General features: G+C 67.7%; 18 protein-coding genes and 7 pseudogenes. 13 read left to right on the forward strand and 12 right to left on the reverse strand.

What is annotated here, in order from left to right; all coding sequences use genetic code 11:
* Positions 1-87 precede the first annotated feature (87 nt).
* The 3 genes from CGL27_RS11355 to CGL27_RS11365 all read left to right on the forward strand — a co-directional run bounded on the left by CGL27_RS11355 (position 88) and on the right by CGL27_RS11365 (position 2579).
* Complete coding sequence (locus CGL27_RS11355; RefSeq protein WP_119986357.1) at positions 88-429, forward strand: helix-turn-helix transcriptional regulator; 342 nt, start codon at positions 88-90, stop codon at positions 427-429.
* On the forward strand, positions 426-1382 hold the full coding sequence (locus tag CGL27_RS11360) for a hypothetical protein (RefSeq protein ID WP_119986359.1): 957 nt from the start codon (positions 426-428) through the stop codon (positions 1380-1382). Before CGL27_RS11355 ends, CGL27_RS11360 begins: the two co-directional genes overlap by 4 nt.
* A gap of 285 nt (positions 1383-1667) precedes the next feature.
* Positions 1668-2579, forward strand: coding sequence for a phosphatase PAP2 family protein (locus CGL27_RS11365; protein ID WP_119986361.1), 912 nt, complete (start codon positions 1668-1670; stop codon positions 2577-2579).
* Positions 2580-2967: 388 nt separating this feature from the next.
* Here the strand turns inward: CGL27_RS11365 and CGL27_RS50910 are convergent, their stop codons facing one another.
* Both CGL27_RS50910 and CGL27_RS50915 read right to left on the reverse strand, forming a co-directional pair.
* Positions 2968-3648 carry a hypothetical protein gene (locus CGL27_RS50910; protein WP_205587672.1) on the reverse strand — a complete coding sequence of 227 codons (681 nt, stop codon included), beginning with the start codon at positions 3646-3648 and terminating at the stop codon, positions 2968-2970.
* A 75-nt stretch (positions 3649-3723) separates the two neighbouring features.
* Positions 3724-3867 carry a hypothetical protein gene (locus CGL27_RS50915; protein ID WP_205587673.1) on the reverse strand — a complete coding sequence of 48 codons (144 nt, stop codon included), beginning with the start codon at positions 3865-3867 and terminating at the stop codon, positions 3724-3726.
* Between the two features lie 816 nt (positions 3868-4683).
* On the opposite strand from CGL27_RS50915, the pseudogene CGL27_RS51890 reads away from it, so the two are divergent.
* Positions 4684-5267, forward strand: a pseudogene (locus tag CGL27_RS51890) (transposase); the annotation flags it as partial.
* 13 nt (positions 5268-5280) lie between these two features.
* Here CGL27_RS51890 and CGL27_RS11380 read toward each other — a convergent pair.
* From CGL27_RS11380 to CGL27_RS11390, 3 genes are all read right to left on the reverse strand, one after another.
* Positions 5281-5667 carry a VOC family protein gene (locus CGL27_RS11380; RefSeq protein ID WP_020867395.1) on the reverse strand — a complete coding sequence of 129 codons (387 nt, stop codon included), beginning with the start codon at positions 5665-5667 and terminating at the stop codon, positions 5281-5283.
* On the reverse strand, positions 5627-6586 hold the full coding sequence (locus tag CGL27_RS11385; protein ID WP_119986365.1) for an LLM class flavin-dependent oxidoreductase: 960 nt from the start codon (positions 6584-6586) through the stop codon (positions 5627-5629). Before CGL27_RS11385 ends, CGL27_RS11380 begins: the two co-directional genes overlap by 41 nt.
* Before the next feature lie 141 nt (positions 6587-6727).
* Complete coding sequence (locus tag CGL27_RS11390) at positions 6728-7465, reverse strand: SDR family NAD(P)-dependent oxidoreductase (RefSeq protein WP_037953782.1); 738 nt, start codon at positions 7463-7465, stop codon at positions 6728-6730.
* Between the two features lie 127 nt (positions 7466-7592).
* Here CGL27_RS11390 and CGL27_RS11395 point away from each other — a divergent pair, with 127 nt between their 5' ends.
* From CGL27_RS11395 to CGL27_RS11405, 3 genes and pseudogenes are all read left to right on the forward strand, one after another.
* Positions 7593-8057 (forward strand): MarR family winged helix-turn-helix transcriptional regulator, encoded by a 465-nt coding sequence (locus tag CGL27_RS11395; protein WP_119986367.1) that lies wholly within the window; start codon positions 7593-7595, stop codon positions 8055-8057.
* Positions 8058-8268: 211 nt separating this feature from the next.
* The gene (locus tag CGL27_RS11400; RefSeq protein ID WP_119994352.1) at positions 8269-9456 is read left to right on the forward strand and encodes an IS701 family transposase; all 1188 of its coding nucleotides are present in this window, start codon (positions 8269-8271) and stop codon (positions 9454-9456) included.
* Positions 9457-9777: 321 nt separating this feature from the next.
* A pseudogene (locus CGL27_RS11405) lies at positions 9778-9948 on the forward strand (IS701 family transposase); the annotation flags it as partial.
* A gap of 26 nt (positions 9949-9974) precedes the next feature.
* Here CGL27_RS11405 and CGL27_RS11410 read toward each other — a convergent pair.
* The 3 genes and pseudogenes from CGL27_RS11410 to CGL27_RS51895 all read right to left on the reverse strand — a co-directional run bounded on the left by CGL27_RS11410 (position 9975) and on the right by CGL27_RS51895 (position 11216).
* Entirely contained in the window at positions 9975-10157 is a 183-nt protein-coding gene (locus CGL27_RS11410; RefSeq protein ID WP_240450468.1) for a hypothetical protein, read from the reverse strand.
* Positions 10158-10433: 276 nt separating this feature from the next.
* Positions 10434-10739, reverse strand: a pseudogene (locus tag CGL27_RS11415) (sulfite exporter TauE/SafE family protein); the annotation flags it as partial.
* A 243-nt stretch (positions 10740-10982) separates the two neighbouring features.
* Complete coding sequence (locus tag CGL27_RS51895; protein WP_240451081.1) at positions 10983-11216, reverse strand: hypothetical protein; 234 nt, start codon at positions 11214-11216, stop codon at positions 10983-10985.
* On the opposite strand from CGL27_RS51895, the pseudogene CGL27_RS11420 reads away from it, so the two are divergent.
* Positions 11157-12025: pseudogene (locus CGL27_RS11420) on the forward strand (integrase core domain-containing protein). The gene CGL27_RS51895 and the pseudogene CGL27_RS11420 overlap by 60 nt on opposite strands.
* Before the next feature lie 183 nt (positions 12026-12208).
* Here CGL27_RS11420 and CGL27_RS11425 read toward each other — a convergent pair.
* The 3 genes and pseudogenes from CGL27_RS11425 to CGL27_RS11435 form a co-directional block, all read right to left on the reverse strand.
* Complete coding sequence (locus tag CGL27_RS11425) at positions 12209-13837, reverse strand: ISAzo13 family transposase (RefSeq protein ID WP_119986369.1); 1629 nt, start codon at positions 13835-13837, stop codon at positions 12209-12211.
* A 71-nt stretch (positions 13838-13908) separates the two neighbouring features.
* Positions 13909-15537 (reverse strand): ISAzo13 family transposase, encoded by a 1629-nt coding sequence (locus CGL27_RS11430; protein WP_119986369.1) that lies wholly within the window; start codon positions 15535-15537, stop codon positions 13909-13911.
* An 89-nt stretch (positions 15538-15626) separates the two neighbouring features.
* Positions 15627-16700 (reverse strand): annotated as a pseudogene (locus CGL27_RS11435) (integrase core domain-containing protein); the annotation flags it as partial.
* A gap of 983 nt (positions 16701-17683) precedes the next feature.
* On the opposite strand from CGL27_RS11435, the pseudogene CGL27_RS11445 reads away from it, so the two are divergent.
* The 5 genes and pseudogenes from CGL27_RS11445 to CGL27_RS11460 form a co-directional block, all read left to right on the forward strand.
* Positions 17684-18034: pseudogene (locus CGL27_RS11445) on the forward strand (transposase); the annotation flags it as partial.
* An 81-nt stretch (positions 18035-18115) separates the two neighbouring features.
* Positions 18116-18562, forward strand: a complete 447-nt coding sequence (locus tag CGL27_RS53460) for a hypothetical protein (protein WP_346345718.1) — start codon at positions 18116-18118, stop codon at positions 18560-18562.
* On the forward strand, positions 18559-19575 hold the full coding sequence (locus tag CGL27_RS11450; protein ID WP_346345717.1) for an IS3 family transposase: 1017 nt from the start codon (positions 18559-18561) through the stop codon (positions 19573-19575). Before CGL27_RS53460 ends, CGL27_RS11450 begins: the two co-directional genes overlap by 4 nt.
* A gap of 31 nt (positions 19576-19606) precedes the next feature.
* Entirely contained in the window at positions 19607-20089 is a 483-nt protein-coding gene (locus CGL27_RS11455) for a tyrosine-type recombinase/integrase (RefSeq protein ID WP_162952963.1), read from the forward strand.
* A gap of 289 nt (positions 20090-20378) precedes the next feature.
* Positions 20379-21098 (forward strand): annotated as a pseudogene (locus tag CGL27_RS11460) (integrase core domain-containing protein); the annotation flags it as partial.
* Positions 21099-21230: 132 nt separating this feature from the next.
* On the opposite strand, the gene CGL27_RS11465 reads toward CGL27_RS11460, so the two are convergent.
* Positions 21231-23126, reverse strand: a complete 1896-nt coding sequence (locus CGL27_RS11465; protein ID WP_119986378.1) for a prolyl oligopeptidase family serine peptidase — start codon at positions 23124-23126, stop codon at positions 21231-21233.
* Positions 23127-23138 lie beyond the last annotated feature (12 nt).

The raw sequence follows: 23138 nt of genomic DNA on the forward strand, positions 1-23138 counted from the left end.
CGACACGCTCGCCGCGGGCGTGGAGGCACTGCCGGCGATCACCCAGGGTTGGCAGATATATTTCGTAGCTCGATATATGCTCGACGCATGACACGAAGGAACCCGTCCCTGACGGAACCGCAGTACTTCATCCTTGCTGCGCTCATGGATGGACCGTTGCACGGTTACGGCATCATCAAGGCAGCCGAGCAGGCCACCGACGGGCGGCTCCGGATCGCTGTCGGCACGCTCTACGGCGCGCTGGAGCGGATGGAGCGGGCCGGGCTGGTGGCCGCCTGCCATGAGGAGATCGTGGACGGGCGGGCGCGGCGCTACTACCGGCTCACCGAGGACGGCACCGAGGCGCTCGGCCGGGAGGCGCTGCGGATGCAGCAGGCGGCGGCCGTCGTCATCGGACGCTCGCGGGATGCCGGAGTGGCCCCGGCATGAATCGTCTGCTGCTTGCGGCCTATCCCGAGCCCTACCGTTCCCGGCAGGGAGAGGAGTTGCTGGGCTGCCTGGCCGAGGCGTATCCCGGCCGCTCCTGGCCCCCGCCGCGGGAAGTTGCCGCCTTGGTGCGCGCCGGGGTGCAGGCCCGCGCCCGTGCCGTCGTCGACGACACGGCGCGGCCGTGGTGGCTGGACGGCATCCATCTGGCCGCTCTCGCCCTCGCCGCGCTGGCGCTGGTTCCGTATTTGCAGGATGTGTGGCACTGGGCACTGCACATCGACCCCGAACAGCACGCCATCGCCTTCCATTTCTCCGGCTGGTACCCGTGGGCCGAAGGTCCCACGCGGATACGGCTGCTGCCCTACGGGCTGCTCCCGCTGGGCTGCCTGATCGCGCTGCTGCGTGGCAGACCGTGGATCGCGCTGCCGGCCGCGGCAGCCATGATCTGGGCCGGCGCCACGACCCACGGCCGCACCCTTTTCGGCGACGAGGGCATGGCGGGCCTGGGCTACTACGGTCTTGGCGCCCCGATAACGGCCCGTGACCTGGTGCTCTCGGGGACATTGTGCGCCACGTGCGCCGTGCTGGCGCTCTGCCGTCCCAGCCGCCTGCGACGCCGCTCGTACCGCTGGCTGGCCCCCGTCGTGCTCGCCATGTTCGTGGCCGGGGGCCTGCACATCATCTCCGTCAGTCCGGCCTTCCAACGCGGCCTGTTCGCCCTCGAAGTCACCGCGCTGATCTCCGCGTGGGTGGCGACGGCCGCCACCGGCGACCGCCGGTGGCTGATCCCCGTCGCGGCGGTCGCGATCGTCCGCACGCAGGCGATCGTCGTCCAGCCGGATGCGTTCATGCAGTCCCTTCCGGACCTGGTCGTCCTCATCCTGCTGATCGCACCCCTCCCCGCCCTGGCGTTCACCGCCCAGCGCCGACAGGGGCAGGCACTCGCCGAATAGGAGCGGCCCCCTGGTGGGCCGGCCGAGCCCGGCGGCCCACGTCGTGCCACAAGACGTGCGTGACCTAGGGCCCTTCTGACGGATCTCCGCGGCGTCGCGACGCCCGGCACGCCCTCTCGCCGCACCGCGCGAAAACCCAAGTAGCTCCGCTACGAGGGCTTCCGCGCGGCACGCCGAGAGCACACTCCCCCAGCTACCGCTGGGAGGTGCCCCCTGACGCCGCTCCTTCTTCCACGGAGATCCGTCAGAAGGACCCTAACTCCCCTCAACGGAAGAAACAGAGCGATGACTCAGCACGATTCTCCGGCCCTGCCCGCGCACCGTCCGGCGGCCTCAAGGCAGGCCCCCGCCGACCCCAGCCCGTCGCGTACGACACGGCCGTGGATGCCGGCTCTGCTCTACACCCTGGGGTTCCTGACGCTCTACCTGCTCGCCATCTGCACCCCGTGGGGGCAACGAGCTGAGAACGCCCTGTTTGGTCTCGGTTCAGAGGGCAGCGAAGACGCATGGATCTATCCCCTGTCAGGATCGGCCTACGGCTCGACGCCCCTGCCGCCGCTGGAATTGAGCGCCAAGCCCACCCTGATGGTGGGCCTGGCCGTCATCGTGGTCCTCACCCTGGTGCGGCGGTGCTGGTGGCCGGGGTGCGCGGCGCTCGGCGTCGTCATTCTCACGACCGGAGGCAAGGAGGTGCTCAAATCGATCCTGCCCCGCCCCGATCTGGTGGGCGCGCCCGAGAATCTCCTTGATCAGGGTTTCCCCAGCGGGCACACCGCCATCCCCGCCGCGCTGACTCTCGCCGCCGTCCTCGTGGTTTCCCCCCGCATCCGCCCCTACGTCGCCACGGCCGGTGTGCTTTGGCTCGCCTGCATCGCCGCTGCCAGCGCGACCATGGGCGGCCACCGGCCCAGCGAAGTGCTGGGAGCCACACTGTTGGCCTGTGCCTGTTACGGCCTCGCAACCTGGCTGCTGCCGCCGGCCGCCGCTCCAGGCGCCACGCGGAGCACCCGTGCGCTGCCCGTCATCACCTTGACGGTGGCATTGGCCATCGCCCTCGTTTCCGGCGCACGGAACGACACCCTCACAAGGTCACTGGTCTCCGCGGCGACGGCCTTCATATGTGCGGCCCTGGTCTGGTACGCCGCAGTCGGGCGGCCCGCACACACCGCACGCCGCACACGCCCCGCACTGGGCTGACCACGCGGCCGGCTCCGGGCGGGAACCGGCGCATCCTGGCAAAGCGGCGATCCGATGCCACCGCCCAGTCGTAGAAGCCGTCGACTCCCGAGCGGGGATGCGCTCCCGCCCGGCGTGTCCTCCCATAGTCCGGTCAACAGGTCTGCGACGCCCCCCAGCACACACAGTGACTGCAACGACGCTTGGGCAGCAGTACTCGCGACAGTTGAATACGCGAGTCCACCAGTAACGAAAGTCAGCGAACCGAGGAGATCGGGTGACTACTGCCAACCACATTCGGGATGCTGCGGGCGCTATTGCGCAGTGAAGGGGGTCAGGGCCTCGGACCATGGCCTCTTCGAGGTGTCGATCGACTCGGAGCCTCGGCTGCCGTGGCGACGGTGATCGCTTAGACGCCGATCCAATCCGATGGGGAGGCTGGATCGTTCTCTCGCGCCCCTGCTTCCACCGCCCATTGCAACCGGAGATCTCCGAGCGTTGTCTCCACCTTCATGACAGCCAAGCGACGGCCGCGACCAACCCCGAATGACCAGGAGCTGCGACTGTGGAGGGTCGGCCGGGCCTTGGCCGTCACCTTCGTTGCTGCGTTCGTGTCGCGAGCGGTGTCTTCTACGGTTTGGTGGTCCTTCTGGGCTTCCGGGGGATCGACAGCACCGCCAAGCTCGACGCGAAGACGCTTTTCGACCTGGTGAAGCTCTCCTTCGGAGTGGTCGCCGGGGCCGGCGCGCTCGTCGCCCTGGTCGTTGCCTACCGTCGCCAGCGCGTCGACGAGGTAGGCGCTCACCGGGAGGCCACCCGGCTCCATACCGAGCGCTTCTCCCAGGCCGTCGAACAGCTCGGCTCCGACTCCCCGGCCGTCCGGCTCGGTGGCGTTCACGCCCTTGCCGGCCTTGCTGACGACGCACCCGACAACGGGCTGCGCCAGACGTGCATCGATGTTCTGTGCGCCTATCTCCAGCTTCCCTTCACCGCCGACACCGGTGACGATCCCGCTCGCCAGGAAGAACGCCACCGCTACCTGGCCTTCCGCAAGGTCCGGCACACGATCCTGCGCATCATCGGCGACCACTACCGGCGCCCCGAGGGGACTCACCGTTCCTGGCAGGCATGCGATCTCGACCTCACTGGCGTCACCATGAACTTCCTAGGCGCAGTGTTTCTCGGGCACGGTGGACTTCTCCAGCGCGACGTTCTCCGGCAGCACGGTGACCTTCAACAGCACGATGTTCTCGGGGAGCAGGGTTGAGTTCTTCAGCGCGACGTTCTCCGGCGGCACAGTGGCCTTCAACCACGCGACGGGGCCGGCCCCCGGTGGGCTGCTTACTGCCGTCGGCACTCCCGTTCCTGCGACTGTCAGCCTCCCCTCCGCTTGGCTGCCCTCATCCCCATAGCACCGGGGAAGATCGGGTCCGCTCCGCAGTTTCGCCTCCCTATTCCACCTCTCTCTCGGTGCGATCCGCACTTGTTCACGGCAAGCAAGGAGGAGGATTGTTCAGCCCTGGGTGTCAACCGATGTGGCACCAACAGGAAGGGCGGAAAGGCCGCACCCCACCGTTCCCCCGTCCCCACCGTCCGGGCTCGGGCCATCGGCACGCGGCTTCGGTCTACGTCAGGCGGCGCCGGTCTGGTCGATGTGCCGTAGTGCGTCGGACAGCTCGCCGGGGTCGCCGAATCGGGGTCGGGTGGGGTGCGGAGTGCTGAGCCACGTGGCGAGATGTATCCGCGCTGGCCTGTCGGCATGAGCAGCCATGATCCGGTCGTCAGGGAGCGGGTGCCCTGAGCGGTGATGACGGCGGGACCGGTGAGGTCTATGGCCCCGCTGGGACGCACGACGATGTGGAGGCGCCCGCCGGGCAGGTCCGCGGTGTAGTCGACGGCCAGGGGCGGGGACGGTTGGTGGGCGCGGGCGGCCACGACGGCGGCGCGGGCTCCGGTGCCGCAGGCGCGGGTCTCGCCGACGCCGCGTTCGTGGACGCGCAGCTGGAGGTGGTGGGGACCACGGGTGGCGACGAAGTCGACGGTGGCTCCGTGCGGGTATGCGGCGGCGGGCGTCACGGTGGGCGCGGCGCGCAGGTCTCCGGCGAGCGCGGTGTCCTCGAGGAAAAGGCTCACCCACCGCTCCTCTTGGCTTGACCACGATGGTGAACTGCCATTGGTCGAGGGGACGTTGATGCGGCCGAAGGTCGAGCATCTGTCCAAGGACCGGGAGGCCCCGCCGGTGTGGTTATGGTCCTCCAAGACCGGCGCCACTCCGGACGACGTGGACCGCTTCTGGCAGGCATTTCTCCGCCGCTTCGATCTGGAGCACACCTTCCGATTCGCGAAGCAGACCCTGGGCTGGACCACTCCGAACTCCGTACTCCCGAGGCGGCGGACCGCTGGACCTGGATCCTGATCATCGCTCACACCCAGCTCCGGCTCGCCCGGCCGCTCGCCGCGGACCTCCGGCGCCCCTGGGAGAAACCCACCACCTCCGACCGGCTCACCCCGGCCCGGGTCCGCCGGGGGTTCAGGAACATCCGCGCTTACCTCGCCTGACCGGCCCGTGTTCCCAAACCCCGAGGCGCCGGCCCCGGACCGCCACCCGGCGTCAAGAACACACACCGGGCACCCCGCTACGCCGTCGGCAAGACCGTCAAACACCCCGAGACTCTCAAGGCCATCGGCAAGCCTGGAAGATCTTGGTAGATAAAGAACAAGCTTAGCTGTAGGGCGTGGTGATGAACTCGGCCAGGACCGTGCCGCCGGGGTCGAGTGTGTACAGGCCGCGCCCGCCGAATAGGTGGTTGATCTCGCCTTCGCGGATCTTGACCGGGTTCGGCCAGAAGGGGACGGAGTTCTTCTTGAGGCGGGCCAGGATTGCGTCGAACTCTTCGTCGGTTACGAGGAATGCGATGTGGCTTTCGTTGATGCGGTCGGCGGGGACCAAGTCGTCGGCGAAGTCGATGCCGACGTTGTTTGATGTGTTGACCTGCGTGAACCGGCCGTAGTCGAAGGGGGCGGGGGCGGCCATCAGGTCGGCCAGGAACGCAGCGGACTCTCGCCGGTTACGGCAGTGGACGATGAAGTGGTTCAACTCGTTCGGCATCTTGGTTCCTTCGATGTGAGCGGTCCGGCGCCCTGGTTGTGCTGTTCGGGGAGGTGAGTTTGTCCCCGAGGATGTCGGCGAGCAGGTCGATCTGTTTCGGGTCGGTGTGGTTGCCCACGAAGACGAGTTCGTCGAGTCCGGCTGCTTCGTGGGCGGTGACGGTTGCGTGGATCACGTCGGCGGTGGTGGCCGCTGTGTCGATGACGGTCCGGACGTAGTCGGGGCCGGCGAAGGCGTAGTAGTCGTTGACGGCGCGGGCGAGGGATCGGTGTGCGTGGCCGCCGAGGGCGAACATCGCCGTGGCCCTGGTGCGCGGACGTCCTTGCCTGCCGGCCTCCTTCCAGCGGCTGTGGAGGTGGGTGGCGAATGTGGTGAACTCGTCGATGTCTCCGCCGGTTCCGGCGATCCATCCGGTGCCGTGGGAGGCGATACGCCGCAGCGTCGCCTTCGATGTGCCGCCGAACCACAGTGGCGGCCCTCCGGGGGTGACCGGGGCCGGGCCCACCTCCTCTTCACCCCGCCAGATGGCGGTGACGCGTTCCACCAGTGTGTCCAGGGCACGCCCTCGAGTACTGAAGTCCAGGTGGCTCGCCCGGTAGTCGTCTTCGCGGGCTCCGGGAGCGAGACCGAGATGCAGCCGTCCGGCGCCCGCGATCCGGTCCAAGGTCGCCGCGGCCTTGGCGAACAATGCGGGGTTGGTGTGCAGCGGGGCCAGCAGCACGCTGGTGACCAACCGGATGCGTTCGGTGGCCCCGGCTGCCGCGGCCAGTGTGATCAGGGGTTCCGGAGTGGACCAGGCCAGGCGGTCGCTGGCGATCAGCGAGGCGAATCCCCGTTCCTCGGCCCGCCGCGCCCACGTCACCAACGTACGCTCCTCGACTCCGGTGACATGACCCGGCAGCCCTACGCCTATCTCCATGTGCCGTGTCTCTTCCTTCGGTAACGGACCGGGTGGTGCGTATCCTTCCACCGCTGCCGGCTGTGCTTCGTCGACAGCAGCGGAAGGCGTTGCCCGCCCGGCCTCATGACGTGCGTCGGGGTATTTTCAGTTTTCGGTGGCTCAGCTTTTGAGCGTGCCGCCGTACTCCTCCGGGACGAGGTCGGCCTGCTCGGCGCCGCTCCTGATCAGATCGAGGATTGTGTCGGCGGCGCCCTCGGGCGACTGGGGTACCAAGCCGCTGGAGCCCTCCATTTTCAGCGCGTCTGCGACGTCGCCGCGGACCGTCCTGACGAACTCGGTCTCGGTGATCGACGGGAACATCATCGACACGGCGATGTTGTCGTCGGCGAGTTCGACGCGGGCGATAGCCGAGAGCTTGGCGAGGGCGGCCTTGGAAGCGGAGTATGCGCCGGATCCGGGCAGCGACGACCAGATGATCCCGGAGCCCACGTTCACGATGGCCCCGGCTCCCTGCTTGCGCATCTGCGGAAGGACGGCCTGCGTCGCGGTCAGGGGTGCGACGAGGTTGAGTTCGAGGACGGCCCGGAAGTCCTCGGGGTCGATGGCGTCGACGGTCGCCTGCAGCCCCTGGCCTGCGTTGTTCACCAGGACGTCGATCCGCCCGAACTTCTCGATCGCGGCTTCTACGGCCGCCGCGACCTGGGCCCGGTCCGTCACATCGCATGGCACGGCCAGGGCCACGGACTCGCCGAGTTCCTTGGCGAGCTGCCGGATGCGTTCCTCGCGGCGAGCGAGGAGTACCACGCGCGCACCGGCGCGGGAGGCGGCGCGTGCGGTGGCCCCTCCGATGCCTGACGACGCTCCGGTCACGAGTACTACTGCTCCGCTGATCTCCATAGGGGATTCCTCATCCATGAGTCGGTGGATTGCCTGAGCAGCGCCACGGCCTTCGAGGCGCGGGGGCGTCCGCCGTTCAATGCTATCAATTGATAGCTATCAAGCAATAGGAAGGTATCCTCGTGGCATGAGCGACGTCAAAGCCGCCAGTCTCCACGAGCTGGCCGACCTGGTCTTCGCCGTGGGGCGGCAGCTTCGGCCCCCGGCGGACCCCGCCTTCGAGCCGTGCACGCCGATCGAGATCAGCGTCATGCGGTTCATCCACCACCACCCCGGCACGTCCGCGCGCGCCGCGTCGGAGGCGACCCTGCTTCCGTCGAGCAACTTCAGCCGGGTACTGCGCGGCCTGGAGAAGAGGGGGCTCGTGGATCGCGTCGTGGACGACCGCAACGCCCGAGGCGTGCGTCTGTACCCCACCGACAAGGCCCACCAGAATCACCAGATCCTCCGCGACAACTGGGACCGGACCCTCCGAGGCATCATCGACGACCCCGCCACCATCGAGATCGTCAATGCCACGCTCCGGCGTATCGAGGATGAACTCATAGCCCGGCGCAGCGGGATGGACTCCGATGGTGCTCAATCCGCCTAGTACTCCAGCAGCGTTTCGCTATCTGGCCTGGTCAGGGGTGTCGTCCGGAGTGTAGTGGGCTGGTGGTGTGTCAGGGGCGGTCTTGCCGGAGTGCCCCTCCAACGAGTGGATCGGGGAAATGGCCGGGCTGTGATACGGACAGCCTCCCAACGTGATCGACGAACATGCGGACGCGGCCTGGGAACGAGAACTCGACGACCTCTTCCTCTGCATCGGCCACCGGTTTGGCCGTGCCGACCTGCGGCGCCGGATGCGGGACTATGTGCGGGGCCTGCTCGCCCCTGTCGGCCGCAAGAACGGCTGGCAACTGGCCGAGTTCGCCGGGCATCGCACCCCCGATGGCCTCCAGCGGTTGCTGAATGGAGCAACCTGGAACGCCGCCGACGTCCGCGACGACCTGCAGTCATATGTCGCCAAGCACCTCGGCGATGACGGCGGGGTGCTCGTCATCGATGACACCGGCTTCATCAAGAAGGGCACCACCTCGGCCGGAGTGCAGCGCCAATACTCCGGCACCGCCGGCCGCACCGAGAACTGCCAGATCGGTGTCTTCGCCGCCTACGCCACCAGCACCGGACGGGCTTTGGCGGACCGGGAGCTGTACTTGCCCAGGTCGTGGACGGACGACCGCGAGCGCTGCCGGGCGGCGAAAGTCCCCGACGAACGCGGCTTCGCCACCAAGGGAGAGCTGGCCAAGCGCCTCGTACTGCGTGCCCTGGCCTCCGATCTCCCCCTCGCCTGGGTGGCCGCGGACGCCGCCTACGGGCAAGAGGGACGCTTCCGCCGTCTGCTGGAGCAGTCCGGTCTCGGCTATGTGCTCGCAGTGCCCAAGTCCCAGCAGGTCTTCGGCCCGCGCATCGACCACCTCTTCGCTCAGGCCCCCGTGGAGGCATGGGAGCCGATCTCGTGCGGCGACGGGGCCAAGGGGCCGCGGCTCTACCACTGGGCGGCACTGGAATTGCCCACGGTGGCCGAGTTCGACTACCAGGGCGATGTTCCCGTCCGTCGGCGGTGGGCACTGGCCCGCCGCAATCCCAGCAAGCCCGAGCAGATCGCGTATTTCCTCGCCTACGCCCCACGGGAGGCCGCGGTGGCCGACCTGGTGCGGATCGCCGGGATGCGCTGGCAGATCGAGGAGTGCTTCCAGGCCGCGAAGAACGAGTGCGGCCTGGACCAGTACGAGGTCCGCCGTTACATCGGCTGGTACCGGCACATCACCCTGGCCATGCTTGCCCATGCCTACCTCGCGGTCATGGCGGCCGACGCGGGAGCAAAGGGGGGTGCAGAAACGCTTCCGGCCCCCTGGCTCCGCTCACCGTGGCAGAAGTCCGGCGGCTCCTGGCGCCTCGCCTCACCGGGAACCGCCGACCCGACCGGTCGCTTCGCGCGCACATGCTGAACTGGTCACGCTGGCGCCGCAGGCGCCAGCTCGTCGCCCGCCACTGCCACTACCGGCGACGACTCCACTCGTTGGAGGGGCACTCCGGCAAGACCGCCCCTGACACACCACCAGCCCACTACACTCCGGACGACACCCCTGACCAGGCCAGATAGCGAAACGCTGCTGCAGTACTAGTACTCCAGTCTGACTTCGCGATCTTGTGGCCGTACCCGGCCGGGAACGGGTACGGCCACCGCGTGATCATCGGTCGGTGTGTGGACAAACGAAGATCGTGCGGTGGCCGCTGGCCATAGCGTAGACCCCGCCCGCTGGCAGGCGATGTTCGACCAGGCCATGGCCCGGATCGTGGGACATTTCGGTCGAGTTGAACCCCGGGCGAGTGCCCGCTCCTATCCGCTCGGGCTGCTGTCGCGTGCCGAGCGGAAGAACTGCCGGCAGCTGGCCGAGCAGGCCGGCCTGGCCCGGCCGGGGCCGATGCAGCGCCTGCTGCGCTATGCCCGCTGAGATGCCGACGCTTAGAACCCGGCCTCGGCGACACCGAGCAGCAGGCGAGTGACGTAGAGCGATGTCACCCCCTGCACCAGGGCGGTCAGCACGCAGATGATCCCCCAGGTGATCATGATCCGCGCTATCCACAGCTTGGCGCCGAAGCGCCGCAGCGCCAGGTTCGAGGGGATCTCGAAGAGGACGTACCCCACGAAGAACAGGCCGGAGGCCAGGCCGAAGACCGCTGGTGTGAGACCCAGCGCCCCTCCATGGCGGGTCCGGCGACGGCGATGTTGGTCCGGTCGATGAACGACACGAAGAGGCCGATCACGGCGAGGGGATGATGTGACGGATCGCCTTGGCCACGGCGCGCTGCTCCGCCGAGGAGGGCCGGCCCGGGTCGGCGATGGCGGTGGCGCCCGGCGGCTCCGGCGATGTTCTAGTCATGGTGCGGTCGCTTTTCCTGGACCCCGACATCACTCGAAGACCAGCACCGGTGGGGCGAGGCGGGTGGCGAACGCACCGGCCGTGGCCCCGGCCGCCAGCGGGAGGAGCAGCCCCGTACTGCCGCGGAGGGCGCCGAGCACGCGCCGGGCCGTGACGGCCGTCGCGAACGCCGCGTTCACCACCATCACCACGGCCGAGGTGACCGTCGCCACCCGCATCGCGTCCGCGCCGAGCGCGGCGTCCGTCCACACCACCACGGGGACCGCGGCGAACCCGCCGCCGAGCCCGAACAGAACCGTCGTCACTTCGGTGAGGAGCCCGATCCCGAGCAATATCGCAATGTCCACGGGACCACCCCACCAGGGGCGTCGCCCTTCCGGCATGCGAAAACCGGCACCTTTCCTTCGCGTCCCGGCCAGTACGGTGGTGGGATGAGAAACGTCCCCCTGGACGCCATAGCTTGTTCAGAGATCTTCGACTTTGGCCGACGCTCACCCCGGCGTCTTCACCGGTACAAGGCCCCGACGGCATCATGATCTGTCGTGCTGCTGCGCCTGGCCTACCTCGCCGCGACCAACACCCTGGCGTTCCTACGTCTCCTGCCGATGAGCGACAGAGGCAAGGACATCGAGATCCTGGTGCTCCGGCATCAACTGCTGGTCCTGCAGCGTCAGGTCGGCAAGCCTGCCTTCAATGACAGTGATCGCGCTGTCCTCGCCGGCCTTCTGTATCACCTGCCCAAAGACAGACTGCGGCACCTTCTGCTGCTGCTCTGCCCCGAGACGGTCTTGCGCTGGCATCGTGAGCTGCTCAGGCGGTGCCATGCCGAGACCTGCGTGTCCAAGCGGCGTGGACGCCCTGCACCATCCGCTCGATCCGTGCCCTCGTCCTGCGTCTGGCCAGGGAAAATGCCGCGTGGGGATATCGCCGGATCCACGGCGAACTCGCCGCACTGGGGATCAAGGTCGCCGCCTCAACGGTCTGGGAGATCCTCCGCGAGCACGGCATCCCACCCGCACCCGAACGGCAGAACACCACCTGGGCCGACTTCCTCCGCAGCCAGGCCGAGGCCCTTCTCGCCTGCGATCTCTTCGAAGTCCGCACGCTGATGGGGGCGCGCCTGTACGTCTTCGCCGTCATCGAGCACACCACCAGGCGCATCCGGATCCTGGGCGCCAGCGCACATCCGACCGGGGACTGGATCGTGCAGCTCGGACGCAACCTCCTCATGGACCTCGAAGACGCGGGCAGCAGGGCACGGTTCCTGATCCGCGACCGCGACTCGAAGTTCACAACCGCCTTCGACGCCCTGATGACCGATGCCGGTCTCAAGGTCGTCACCACCGGCATTCGGATACCACGGATGAACTCGCTCATGGAGCGATGGATACAGACCTGCCGCAGCGAACTCCTGGACCGGACCCTGATCTGGAACCAGGGCCACCTCCTCCACGCCCTGCGCGAGTACGAATCCTTCTACAACGAACACCGCCCGCACCGGGCACTGAAAAACGCCGCCCCATGCCGCCCACTACCCGCACCCATCCCCCAACAAGCCCAGCTCACCCACCTGGAAGTCCACAGACGAGACCGGCTCGGCGGAACGCTCCACCAGTACCAGCACGCCGCCTGAACTGCGCAGATGATGTATCGGCACCCGCAGGGCCAGCAGTGACTCGCCCGCAACCAGCGAGCCGTCGTCGTATCCTTTGATCAGCATCCCTGGATCCTGTCACCAGCCACTGACAGGCCTCGATCCGGGATTGGTGTGGAGGCGCCTCCCTGTTACAGGACAGCCCTTAGGGCTTGCAGATCATTAACACGTTGTCTTGATCATGCTGCTGGGGTCGGCACTCAGGGCTCGAACCCGAGCCTGGAGGGCTGTGAGGGCGGAGGGCGGGGTGACCGCCGGCGGGATGACGATGCCGTGCGCCTTGAGCAGTGCCCTGATCTTCAGCAGGGTGCGGTGCATGGCGGTCCGGCTGCTGTCGAACAGCACGGCGAGGGGTTCCGCGGCCAGGGCGACCCGCAGGTGAAGGACGGCCGCCAGGACCTGGTCGGGGAAGGCGAGTCGGGGCGGGCGGCCGCGCTTGACGTTGCCGTCGAGGGCCAAAGTGTTGGTGAGATCGCTCAGTTGCTGCCGGGACATGCCGGTCAGGACGGGGTCGGACAGGAGAGCATGGTCCCACTCCGGGGCGGGTTCCTGCGGAGCCCGGGGCGCTGGGATGGCAGGGCACGGCTGGGGGTGCACGGCATAGTTCCAGTCGCCATGGAAGGCGTGTCGGGTCAGTGGCAGGGCCGCCATCTCCGCGTCGCCGATCTGGACTCCGGTTGGGTAGATGTTGGTGTCCAGCTCGGCCATGACGCGCAATCCGGTGCGGGTGGTGGTCGCAGCGATGGACTGGACGATGACTTCGTGGCTGGTCAGCGGGCGGCCGCGCCAGTTCAAGGTGATGTGCGAGAAGAGCCGATGCTCGATCTTGTTCCACTTCGATGTGCCCGGCGGCAGGTGGCACACGGTGATCATCAGTCCTGTTTCGGTCGCGAGCCGGGCGAGTTCGAGCTTCCAGGCCCGGGTGCGGTAGCCGTTCGAGCCGCCCGCGTCGGCGGTGATGAGCAGTCGTGTTGCCTGCGGGTAGGCGGCCCGGCCCTGGCCGCACCACCAGCGGCGGATCGACTCCACTGCGAACGCGGCGGTGTCGTGATCGGTGCCCACATTGACCCAGCCGGTGTTCGCCGCGAGATCGTAGATCCCATACGGGACGGCCTTGCCCAGATGCGGGTCGGCGAAGTCATGGACGTTCACCGGCACAGGATCAGCCACAGGCCGCCACTGGCGGCCGTTGTTCTTGAACTCGCCGACGAGCTCCTTCTTCTTGGTGTCCACGCTGATCACCGGCTGGCCGGTATCCCGGTGATCACGGGCCTGCTCATTTAGATAGCGGAACTGGGCATCCCGGTCCGGATGCTGGCTGCCCTCGATGGTCTTGGCGTTGGCCTGCAGACTGAAGCCTTCCTCCCGCAGCAGGTCCGCGACGGTGTCCGCACTGACTTTGTGCCCGCTCCGGGCCAGCTCCCGCGCCAGCGTGCGGGTCGACTTCACCGTCCACCGCAGCGGCGACATCGGATCACCGCGCTCGTCCGGCTCGACCAGCGCCAGCAGGGCCGGCCGCAGCCCCGGATCGAGATCTGCGACCCTCTTGCGGCCCCCGCCCGGCCGCCGCACCCGCCCCAGAGGCTCCTCGCCGGCCTCCAACTCGAACACGCCCTTGCGGACCGTGGTCTCACTCACCGAGGCCGCCCGCGCGACGGCCCGAACACCACCGTGTCCCAGGACACGGGCCTCTGCGGCCATCAGCAGCCGTCGCTGCCGCTCATCCAGATGTGGGAACAACACCGCGAACTTCACAGCGAGTTGGGTACGGATCTCGTTTGGGATGCGCATACCACATCAACGAGCCATGGGACGGGAAGCAACACCTTGATGATCTGCAAGCCCTTAGGGCTTGCAGATCATTAACACGTTGTCTTGATCATGCTGCTGGGGTCGGCACTCAGGGCTCGAACCCGGGCCTGGAGGGCTGTGAGGGCGGAGGGCGGGGTGACCGCCGGCGGGATGACGATGCCGTGCGCCTTGAGCAGTGCCCTGATCTTCAGCAGGGTGCGGTGCATGGCGGTCCGGCTGCTGTCGAACAGCACGGCGAGGGGTTCCGCGGCCAGGGCGACCCGCAGGTGAAGGACGGCCGCCAGGACCTGGTCGGGGAAGGCGAGTCGGGGCGGGCGGCCGCGCTTGACGTTGCCGTCGAGGGCCAAAGTGTTGGTGAGATCGCTCAGTTGCTGCCGGGACATGCCGGTCAGGACGGGGTCGGACAGGAGAGCATGGTCCCACTCCGGGGCGGGTTCCTGCGGAGCCCGGGGCGCTGGGATGGCAGGGCACGGCTGGGGGTGCACGGCATAGTTCCAGTCGCCATGGAAGGCGTGTCGGGTCAGTGGCAGGGCCGCCATCTCCGCGTCGCCGATCTGGACTCCGGTTGGGTAGATGTTGGTGTCCAGCTCGGCCATGACGCGCAATCCGGTGCGGGTGGTGGTCGCAGCGATGGACTGGACGATGACTTCGTGGCTGGTCAGCGGGCGGCCGCGCCAGTTCAAGGTGATGTGCGAGAAGAGCCGATGCTCGATCTTGTTCCACTTCGATGTGCCCGGCGGCAGGTGGCACACGGTGATCATCAGTCCTGTTTCGGTCGCGAGCCGGGCGAGTTCGAGCTTCCAGGCCCGGGTGCGGTAGCCGTTCGAGCCGCCCGCGTCGGCGGTGATGAGCAGTCGTGTTGCCTGCGGGTAGGCGGCCCGGCCCTGGCCGCACCACCAGCGGCGGATCGACTCCACTGCGAACGCGGCGGTGTCGTGATCGGTGCCCACATTGACCCAGCCGGTGTTCGCCGCGAGATCGTAGATCCCATACGGGACGGCCTTGCCCAGATGCGGGTCGGCGAAGTCATGGACGTTCACCGGCACAGGATCAGCCACAGGCCGCCACTGGCGGCCGTTGTTCTTGAACTCGCCGACGAGCTCCTTCTTCTTGGTGTCCACGCTGATCACCGGCTGGCCGGTATCCCGGTGATCACGGGCCTGCTCATTTAGATAGCGGAACTGGGCATCCCGGTCCGGATGCTGGCTGCCCTCGATGGTCTTGGCGTTGGCCTGCAGACTGAAGCCTTCCTCCCGCAGCAGGTCCGCGACGGTGTCCGCACTGACTTTGTGCCCGCTCCGGGCCAGCTCCCGCGCCAGCGTGCGGGTCGACTTCACCGTCCACCGCAGCGGCGACATCGGATCACCGCGCTCGTCCGGCTCGACCAGCGCCAGCAGGGCCGGCCGCAGCCCCGGATCGAGATCTGCGACCCTCTTGCGGCCCCCGCCCGGCCGCCGCACCCGCCCCAGAGGCTCCTCGCCGGCCTCCAACTCGAACACGCCCTTGCGGACCGTGGTCTCACTCACCGAGGCCGCCCGCGCGACGGCCCGAACACCACCGTGTCCCAGGACACGGGCCTCTGCGGCCATCAGCAGCCGTCGCTGCCGCTCATCCAGATGTGGGAACAACACCGCGAACTTCACAGCGAGTTGGGTACGGATCTCGTTTGGGATGCGCATACCACATCAACGAGCCATGGGACGGGAAGCAACACCTTGATGATCTGCAAGCCCTTAGTCAAACGCTGTGGGGCTCGAATAATTCTTGCCCTGTACTCGTTGACCACGCCGCCGAGGACGTGGGTACGCAGGATTTTGCGGCTGGCTGGCTCCAGGACTGGAGGTGGTTGTTCCTGGGCTTGGGGAGGTAGTTAGCATCGGGCCCGGTGGGGGCGGTGCGCGTTGTAGTGCCTCTGGTACACGGCCAGGACCTGGCGCGCGTGACCTTCGCCAAGGATGAGTATGTGGTCGAGGACTTCTCGGCGGAGGGTGCCGATCACTCGTTAGCAGTGGGCGTTGGCCTTTGGCGCGCGGATCGGCGTCTTGATGATCTCGATGTCCTCGGTCTGGAACACGGCGTCGAAGGCGTCGGTGTACTTGCTGTCGCGGTCCCGGATGAGGAAGCGCAGCGAGTCCATGCGTATGCCGAGATCGGTGGCGAGGTTGCCGGCTTGCTGGGTGGCCCAGGCCGCGGTCGGGTGTGCGGTGACGCCGACGATGTGCAGGCGCCGGGTGTGGTGCTCGAGGAAGATCAGGGCGTACAGACGCTGAAAGCCGATGGTATCGATGTGGAGGAAGTCGCAGGCGACCAGTCCGGTGGCCTGCTCAGAGAGGAACGCGCGCCAGGTTGGGCCAGTGCGGCGTGGTGCGGGATCAATGCCTGCAGCGTGGAGGATCTGCCAGACGGTCGAGGCGGCGATCGGATGTCCGAGCCGGGCCAGTTCGCCCTGGATCCGGCGATTGCCCCATCGGCTGTTCTCCCGGGCGAGGCGCAGCACGAGCTTCTTGATGGTGGCTTGCGTGGGCGGCCGTCCGGGACCGCGGCGTCGTCGAGAGTAGTCCCATCGACGGGCGATGAGCTTGAGGTGCCAGGCCAACAGCGTGCTCGGTGTGATGGGGAAGACCCTGGCCCACTGGTGTGGGGGGATCAGCGAGGACAGGGACGCGAACCACAGGTGGTCGGCGGGCTCGTACCGTACTCGCCCTTGCAGCTGGCGTCGTAGCACGGCCTTTTCGTGACGCAGGACGAGAAGCTCAGCCTCCTTCGAGGTGTCCCGCCGCACAAGCACCGACGGGACGGAGAGAAGGCGTCGAGTCACCTGGTACAGAAGCGACACGATCATCCACACATGGTTGCAGCTCTCTGCGCGCCAGTGGTGGCGTTTGACCAGCAGCGATGAATAACCGAGCCCCACAGGCGTGAGCTCCGTCTCGCTGATGCGGTACGTGCTTCATGGCTAAAAGGGCTCACAGAGGGGCCTGTTGGAGCGCCAGTCAGCAAAGGACCCATCCCGCGAACGGACGCCGGTGAGATCTCCGTGGAACAGCACCGCTGCCTCTGGTCTGTGCGCAGGAGGATCCGTTAAGTAGGCGTTGGCGTGATCCCAGGTTTGCAAGTCGGCAGTGAGACTCTCATACCAAGCCAAGCCGCGAGTGTTGCAGTCCTTGCACAGCAGTCCTCGTACGCACTGTCCGCAAGAGGTTGGACCGGAACAGCAGCAATGGTCGTGATCAATGTGCCACCACGACGGCCCTTCCATTGAGGAGTCACCTCCCAGGCTGCCGCAGAGGGGGCAGGTGTCATCCTGAACTCTGAGGATTGCATTGACACGAGCACGCGTCAGGTTGTGTCGTCGTGCCTGCCGTTCGGCATTGCCGCACTGCGGACATACCCTCCCCTTGGGTCCCGCATCGACCCGCCAAAGCTTGTCGAAGCACACCTTGCACGGTTCCAAAGTATCGACCCATGCATCGAACTCTTCACTCGTCAGGGCGACGATCTCGTCGTCTGTTAACCAATCCACAAGCCGCAAGATAGACGGCGCCACTGACAGCCGGTTAGCTGCCGCTGTGAAGTTCGCCCTGCCGCTCGTTGCACGGACCGCGCAAGAGCCCCAGCCCGCCCAGCTGTTCCACCCACTATGCGCAACGAGAGGCGTGAGGCACGGCGAGTGTCTAACTGCGTGAACAACCGTGGACGTCAGCGGTGCCCGATCCTGTTGCCCATTTGCTGTTTGTGCTGGTCGGGGTGTTGATTGTTGCGGCAGGCTGGTCTGGTGGCCGGTCTTTCTCGTTCCCGGTCACGGAGCGGGAGGGGCCTGTGTCGATGGAGCCGCGGTCGTGGCCGGAGCCGGCGCCGGAGGTGGCGCGGGCGGTGCGGGCGAAGTACTCCGGCCGTCAGGTGCCGCTACCGGTCGCGGTACGTGATCGGCTCGGTGAGTTGTTCGCGGATGCCGAGTTCGCGGAAGCGTTCGCGGTTACGGGGCCGCGTGGCTGGTCACCGGGCCGCTTGGCATTGGTCACGGTGCTGCAGATGGCCGAGAACCTGACTGACCGGCAGGCTGCCGAGGCGGTGCGGGACAAACTCTCGTGGTCCTACGCGCTCGGACTGGGGCTGGAGGATCCCGGCTTCGACTTCAGTGTCCTCTCCCAGTTCCGCACCCGGGTTGCCGCCCATCCCTCCCTGTCAGACTCTCGTGAGACATGAGGACAATCGAGTCTTCTGTTGTTAGTAGGGCGAGAACAGGATCTTTCGAGCGTGACGCTGAGCAATGCCGATCTCCTGGCCGGTGTGGCCGATGATGAGGTCGTGGGCAAGAAGAAGCGCGGTCCCCGCGCGGGCGGGCCGAAGCGGCGGACCTTCACCGCGGAGTACAAGCTGCGGATCGTGGAGGAGTACGAGCGGCTGACCGAGCCGGGCGCGAAGGGCGCGCTTCTGCGCCGTGAGGGGTTGTACCACTCGCACATCATCGACTGGAGGACCGCCCGGGACGCGGGCGCACTGGATGCGCTGGCCGCCAGGCCGTCCGGACCGACGGGCAAGAGCGCGGCCGAGAAGGAAGCCGAGCGGCTGCGGGGGGAGAACGAGAAGCTGGCCGCAGAGCTGGCCAAGTCCCAGAAGGCGCTGGCCATCCTGGGAAAAGCACACGAGCTCTTGGAACTGCTCTCCGAGAGCGAGGACTCCGAGCCCAAGCGGAGGAAGTGATCACCGAGGCGTTCGCCGCCCTGGAGTCGGTCGTCGGGATCAAGCCGGCCTGCGAGCTGACCGGCCGCTCGCGGGCCACCGTCTACCGGCAGCGCCACCCCAAGCCCCGCGTGGCCGGGCCGCGCCGGCCGCCGGCAACGCACCCGGCGGCCCTGTCCGAGCTGGAACAGGCACGGGTACTGAGCGTGCTGCGCTCGCAGCGGTTCGTGGACAAGTCCCCCGCGCAGATCTGGGCCACCCTGCTGGACGAGGGCACCTACCTGTGCTCGGTGTCCACGATGTACCGGCTGCTGCGTGAGCACGGTGAGGTCCGCGAGCGCCGCGCGCAGGCCGCCCACCCGCCCAGGACCAAGCCCGAGCTGGTGGCCACCGGCCCGAGCCAGGTGTGGACCTGGGACGCCACCAAGCTCAAGGGCCCCGACCGCGGGATGTACTACGACCTGTTCGTGATGCTCGACATCTACTCCCGCAAAGCGGTCCACTGGCTCGTCGTGCCGCGCGAATCGGCCGCACTGGCCAAGGAGTTCATCGAAGACGCCTTCCGCGCCAACGGCGGGGTCGTCCCGGACGTGGTCCACGCCGACCGGGGCACCTCGATGACCTCCAAGCCAGTCGCCCAGCTGCTCGTCGATCTGAACATCGTCCGCTCGCACTCACGGCCACGCGTGTCCAATGACAATCCGTACTCGGAAGCAAACTTCAAGACCCTGAAGTACTGCCCGGTCTTCCCCGACCGGTTCGGCTCACTGGCCGACGCCCGCGCCTTCTGCCAGCGGTTTTTCACCTACTACAACACCGTCCACCGGCACTCCGGCATCGGACTGCACACCCCCGCATCCGTCCACGACGGCACCGCAGTCACGATCCGAGCCCGGCGGGCCGACGTCCTGGCCGACGCCTACGCCACCAACCCGCACCGGTTCCGCCGAAGACCGACGCCACCCCGCCTCCCGAAGGCGGCCTGGATCAACCAACCCGCCAAGGAGAAGCATCAGGAAGAACCCGCAGCCTGACGTGTCTCACCGAAATTGACAGGTGACGGCCGTGAACAACAACCACCTCTACCTCGGCCACCCCAAGACCAAGGCCAGCCGGAACTGGGTGAGCCTGGCCCCGCGCGTGGTCGCCGCCCTCGAGCGCCAGGCGGCGCTCGCCCGGGCCGGCCAGCCCAAGGGGACGCCACTGGAAAGGCTGGTCTTCTGTCGCCCGGACGGCTCGCCGCTGCGTCCGCAGGGGGTGCTGGTCGAGCTGCGGCGGCGCGCCGCCGAGCTCGGCCTGCCACGGATCGGCGTGCACGACCTACGACACACCGCCGCCACCATCATGATCAGCTCACGGGTGCCGCTGGCCATGGCCTCCAAGACCCAGCGCCACTCGACACCGGCCACCACCGTCAACCTCTACGGCCACCTGCTCCCCCACGCCGCCCGCGACGCGGTCACCGCCATCGGCACAGCCCTGGAACGCGCCGACCGCAAACACGCCACCGGCGATCCTGGCGGAGCGTCAGAACATCGGGCGGCCTGAACCTTTCATCCGCCCCGCTCCCGCTCGGGATTCTCTCTACTACGGTGCCCCTGGCCAGGGGCACCGTAGCGGTGGCGCCTCAGCGCTCACCGGGTGTCATCACGTCACCATCACGTGTCACACGAACGCAAACAGCGGGTCTGCCATCACTGGCAAACCCGCTGGTCACACCGTCGGGACGACAGGATTTGAATCTGCGACCCCTTGACCCCCAGCCCGTCGAATACGAGACCAACCACTACATGGAATCCACGAAGCCCCAGGTCACAACCACAATCTGAGATCTCTATCGAACCCGGGGCGGTTCATCCACGGCGAACTCGCCTCCCTCGGCATCAAGGTCGCCGCCGGCACCGTGCGGAACATCCTCAAGGAGTACGGCATAGATCCAGCACCCCAGCGCGACCACACCACCTGGGCGACCTTCCTGCGCTCCCAGGCCCAGGCCATCCTCGCCGCAGACTTCTTCGAGACCAAGACCCTGAACGGAGCGACGCTGCACGTCCTCGCGGTGATCGAGCACGCCACCCGCCGCGTGCGGATCCTCGGCGCGACCGCACACCCCAGCGCCGCCTGGGTCACTCAGCTCGCCCGGAACATGGCCATGGACCTCAAAGACGCAGGCTCCAGGGCGAAGTTCTTGATCCGGGACCGGGACGTGCGCTATCCAGCATCCTTCGACACCGTCCTGCAAGCCGAGGACGTCGAGGTCGTCCAGACTGGCGTTCAAATGCCGCGCATGAACGCGATCATGGAGCGTTGGGTGCGGTCATGCCGAACCGAGTTCCTCGACCGCACCCTCGTCTGGAACCAGCCGCATCTCCTCCACGCGCTGCGCGAATACGAGGGGTTCTACAACGAGCACAGACCTCACCGCACTCTCGCAAGTGCCGCGCCACTCCACCCCCTACCCGAACCGATCACCGCCCCGGACCAGCTCACCCATCTCCACGTCCATCGACGCGATCGCCTCGGCGGCCTCCTGCACGAGTACCGACATGCTGCGTGACCAGTACGGACGTAGTTCTTGGCGCCTACAGGCGCAACGGCGTGCTCGGTAGTCGGTACGGACAGGTCGTACAACCGACGGGTGAGGCCACGAGGTGAGCCCGTGGCGGGCGGAGGGCTCTGTGGGCGAGGATCACATGTAGCCGATTGAGCCTGGTGGCGGCGGAGTGATCGGCCCTTCGGCCCAGCGCTCGCCGTGCACCGCCTTCGTGATCAGCTCCATCATCCGCCGCTGATCCGCGAGTTCGGAGGTGCGGCTATAGGTCTCGTGCCCGCCGCTGAACCACTCCACGGTGACATCCCCGCCCGCCTTCTCCAGGGCCTGCGCGTACCTGTGGACCTGGCGCGGTGGTGTCCTCGTGTCGTGCGTGCCGGTCGAGATCCATACGGGGGCGCGCACCCCGTCGACGTAAGAGATGGGCGACGCGCGATGGAAAACCTCGGGGTCGTCGTCGGGATCGGCGTGGAAGAAGGAGCGCCAGGCGCTGCGCAGTGCGGGGTTCATGTCCGCGTATGCGGCGAGCCAGTCTGCCATCGGGACGAAGGCAAGCGCTCCGGCGAAGAGATCGGGCAGGCGGCCGAGAGATAGAAGGGACAGGTATCCGCCGTAGGAGGCACCGGTGATGAAGATCTGTCTGGGGTCGGCGATGCCTTCGTGGACCAGCCAGTGAACGGAGGCCTCGATGTCCTCCAGTTCCCGCTCGCCGATCGTGTGCCAGAACCCCTCGCGGAAGCGGCGGCCGAAGGTCTGCGAGCCGCGGTAGTTGACGGCGGCGTAGGCGAATCCTTCGGCGAGCCAGGCCTGGGCCTCGGGGGTGTAACGGTCGACGGTGACCAGTTGGGGGCCGCCATGGACGCTGAGCAGGGTGGGCGCGGGCCCTTTGAGGCCCGGAGGGCGGCCCGCCCACAGTTGTACGGGTGTGCCGTCGATGGAGCGCACGATGTGGGAGGTCAGGGCGACGCCGGCCGGGCGCAGGGACGGTGTCCAGACGGGTGTGACGGTGGCGCCGCCCCTGTCCTCGCGCAGGAGGGTGAGGGGAAGGTCGAAGCGCTGGTGGAGTAGTCGCAGTTGACCGTCGGCGCCGTAGTGGGAGGCCCAGTAGTCGGGGTGGGCGTCGCCGATGTCGGCTTCGAAGAAGGCGCCTGCCGGGTGGTCGACAGCGCGGAGCCGCCCGCTGTCCGGCTCCCACTCCAGGACGCGGTGCACTCCGTGGTCGACATGGACCAGCAGTACGTACGCGGCGTCATCGGACCAGTCGAGCGGCACGACGTCGCCGTCCAGGTGCTCGGCGTCCAGGTCGATGCGGGAGCCGTCGGTAAAAGACCAGACGCAAGGCCGCTGGTGACCGGATCGCTCAGTGGAGACGAGCAGTCGGCTGTCACCGGGCACGGGTGAGAACCGGATGCCGCGGACGGGGGCCTCAGGTCCGTCGGACAGGGTGCGGATCGTCTCCCGCGGGGTATCGGCGGTGGTGCTGAGGACCGTCGCGGCGAAGCGCCGCAGGCCGGGGTTGTGGTCCGTGGTGTCGATGCTCGCCCAGCGGCCGTCGGCGGAGACACGTGCGTTCCAGGCCTCTGCCGTCGAGCCGAACAGGCGCCGGGGCGAGCGGCCTCCGTCAGTGTCGACCAGCCAGAGCGTAAAGCCGTCTTCGGCCACCGCGGACAGCACGGCGAGGGCGCCGGTACGGGCGACGTCGATGCCTCGCAGCGTGTACGGCGGGAGGCCAGGCGTCAGGTCGGTGCCGGAGCCGCCGTCGATCGGCACGGACCACAGGTGGCCCACCTCCGAACCGTTGTCGTCGAGGAGGTTGAGGACGGCTCGTCCGTCGCCGGACAGGACCGCGTTGCGGGGGTCGCCGTAGGCGCCCGCCACGGGCCGGGTGACGTCGCGGACGACGTCCCAGACGGTGAGGAAGGCTCCGTCGGGGCCGTCGTGCACCATGAGTTCGAGGTCGTCCCCCATGCCGCGTCCCCGGCGGGAGGATACGCACTGCCGGGCGTCGAAGAACCGCTGCCAGTCGTGAGTCACTGCCAGACTCCT

It is taken from the genome of Streptomyces sp. 11-1-2 (assembly GCF_003595545.1).
Lineage (GTDB): Bacteria > Actinomycetota > Actinomycetes > Streptomycetales > Streptomycetaceae > Streptomyces > Streptomyces hygroscopicus_B.

What these genes read in the sequence shown, in the direction of transcription:
- CGL27_RS11395 (WP_119986367.1), top strand. Translation starts at nt 7,593, where the DNA reads ATGAGCGACGTCAAAGCCGCCAGTCTCCACGAGCTGGCCGACCTGGTC.
- CGL27_RS11425 (WP_119986369.1), bottom strand. Translation starts at nt 13,837, where the DNA reads ATGCGCATCCCAAACGAGATCCGTACCCAACTCGCTGTGAAGTTCGCG.
- CGL27_RS11360 (WP_119986359.1), top strand. Translation starts at nt 426, where the DNA reads ATGAATCGTCTGCTGCTTGCGGCCTATCCCGAGCCCTACCGTTCCCGG.
- CGL27_RS11385 (WP_119986365.1), bottom strand. Translation starts at nt 6,586, where the DNA reads ATGGAGATAGGCGTAGGGCTGCCGGGTCATGTCACCGGAGTCGAGGAG.
- CGL27_RS51895 (WP_240451081.1), bottom strand. Translation starts at nt 11,216, where the DNA reads ATGGCACCGCCTGAGCAGCTCACGATGCCAGCGCAAGACCGTCTCGGG.
- CGL27_RS11390 (WP_037953782.1), bottom strand. Translation starts at nt 7,465, where the DNA reads ATGGAGATCAGCGGAGCAGTAGTACTCGTGACCGGAGCGTCGTCAGGC.
- CGL27_RS11380 (WP_020867395.1), bottom strand. Translation starts at nt 5,667, where the DNA reads ATGCCGAACGAGTTGAACCACTTCATCGTCCACTGCCGTAACCGGCGA.
- CGL27_RS11365 (WP_119986361.1), top strand. Translation starts at nt 1,668, where the DNA reads ATGACTCAGCACGATTCTCCGGCCCTGCCCGCGCACCGTCCGGCGGCC.
- CGL27_RS11355 (WP_119986357.1), top strand. Translation starts at nt 88, where the DNA reads ATGACACGAAGGAACCCGTCCCTGACGGAACCGCAGTACTTCATCCTT.
- CGL27_RS11430 (WP_119986369.1), bottom strand. Translation starts at nt 15,537, where the DNA reads ATGCGCATCCCAAACGAGATCCGTACCCAACTCGCTGTGAAGTTCGCG.